This window comes from Bacillus sp. F2HM (assembly GCF_019266135.1).
Taxonomy (GTDB): Bacteria; Bacillota; Bacilli; order Bacillales; family Bacillaceae; genus Bacillus; species Bacillus safensis.
On record NZ_LRMO01000029.1, the window covers coordinates 1 to 1,506 of the forward strand.

At 37.3% G+C, this 1,506-nt stretch carries 1 protein-coding gene; it reads left to right on the forward strand.

Annotated elements, in window-relative coordinates; all coding sequences use genetic code 11:
* The first annotated feature begins 72 nt into the window (after nucleotides 1-72).
* The gene (locus AWT60_RS17040) at nucleotides 73-1,428 is read left to right on the forward strand and encodes an IS1182 family transposase (RefSeq protein WP_218677537.1); all 1,356 of its coding nucleotides are present in this window, start codon (nucleotides 73-75) and stop codon (nucleotides 1,426-1,428) included.
* Nucleotides 1,429-1,506: the final 78 nt, after the last annotated feature.

Sequence of the window (1,506 nt, forward strand, 5' to 3'; positions counted from 1 at the left end):
TCAGCTTGTAGACAAAGTCTACAAGCTTTTTTGTATAATAAGGGTAATAACACATTTCTGTGGGGGATAAATATGTTATCGAAACGTGAAGAAGAAAGAAGAAATCAATTAGAAGTCGTGGCCTTAGATGAATTAGTGCCTGAAGATCATCTTGTACGAAAAATTGATCAAGCGATCGATTTTGATTTCGTTTATGATCTTGTCAAAGATCATTATAGTTCTGATAACGGCAGACCAAGTGTGGATCCCGTTGTTCTTATTAAAATGGTTTTGATCCAATACCTATTCGGCATCCGCTCTATGCGTCAAACCATTAAAGAAATTGAAACCAATGTTGCTTATCGTTGGTTTATTGGGTATGGATTTTCTGAGAAAATTCCGCACTTTTCTACCTTCGGTAAGAACTACGTGAGACGCTTTCATGATACAGATTTATTCGAACAAATTTTTTATCGAATTTTAAGAGAAGCGATGAAAAAAGGCCTTGTTGATCCATCTATTGCTTTCATTGATTCAACTCATGTAAAAGCGAACGCCAATAAGAAAAAACTTGAAAAGAAAATTGTTCGAGTAGAAACGAGAAGTTATCAAAATCTGCTTCATGAGGAGATCAATGTTGATCGTGAGGAACATGGAAAAAAGCCGTTACCCCTACAGAATAAAGAAGAGAAAAAAGAAATCAAGGTCAGTACAACTGACCCAGAGAGTGGCTACTATGTAAAGGATGAACGTGAAAAGTTTTTTGCTTATTCATTTCATACGGCTTGTGATTCAAAAGGATTTATTTTAGGAACACTGGTCACTGGTGGAAATGTTCATGATAGTCGTATGTTAGATTCACTCGTATCAAAGGTGACAAAGAAAGTCGGAAAACCCAATGTAGTCGCAGTAGATGCTGGATATAAAACACCTTATATCGCCAAGTTTTTAATGGATCAAAAGATAAGACCTGTCATGCCTTACACTCGCCCGAAAACAAAAGTTGGTTACTTGAAAAAGAATGAATACGTATATGACGCACATTTTGATTGTTACATTTGCCCCAACGGGCAAATTCTCTCTTATCGTACAACAACTAGAGAGGGATATAAGCAATATGCGTCTGATTCAGAGGTATGTAAATCCTGCTCGTTTTTAGATAACTGTACACAAAGTCAAAATCACATCAAACAGATTCACCGACATATTTGGCAGGACTACCTAGACGAAGCAGACCATCTGAGACTCACTAAAATGAATAAGAACATCTATGCAAAACGGAAAGAAACGATCGAACGCGTTTTTGCGGATGCAAAAGAAAAGCATGGAATGCGATGGACGAAACTTCGAGGACTGAAAAAAGTTTCGATGCAGGCGATGCTTACTTTCGCTGCCATGAATCTTAAGAAATTAGCAAACTGGACATGGAAAGAGCCATGCCCAGCGTAAAGTAACTTATCAATTTTATCAAAATAAGTGAAAACCCCACTTTTACTTGAAATAAAGGTGGGGTTTGTCTACGGTCTG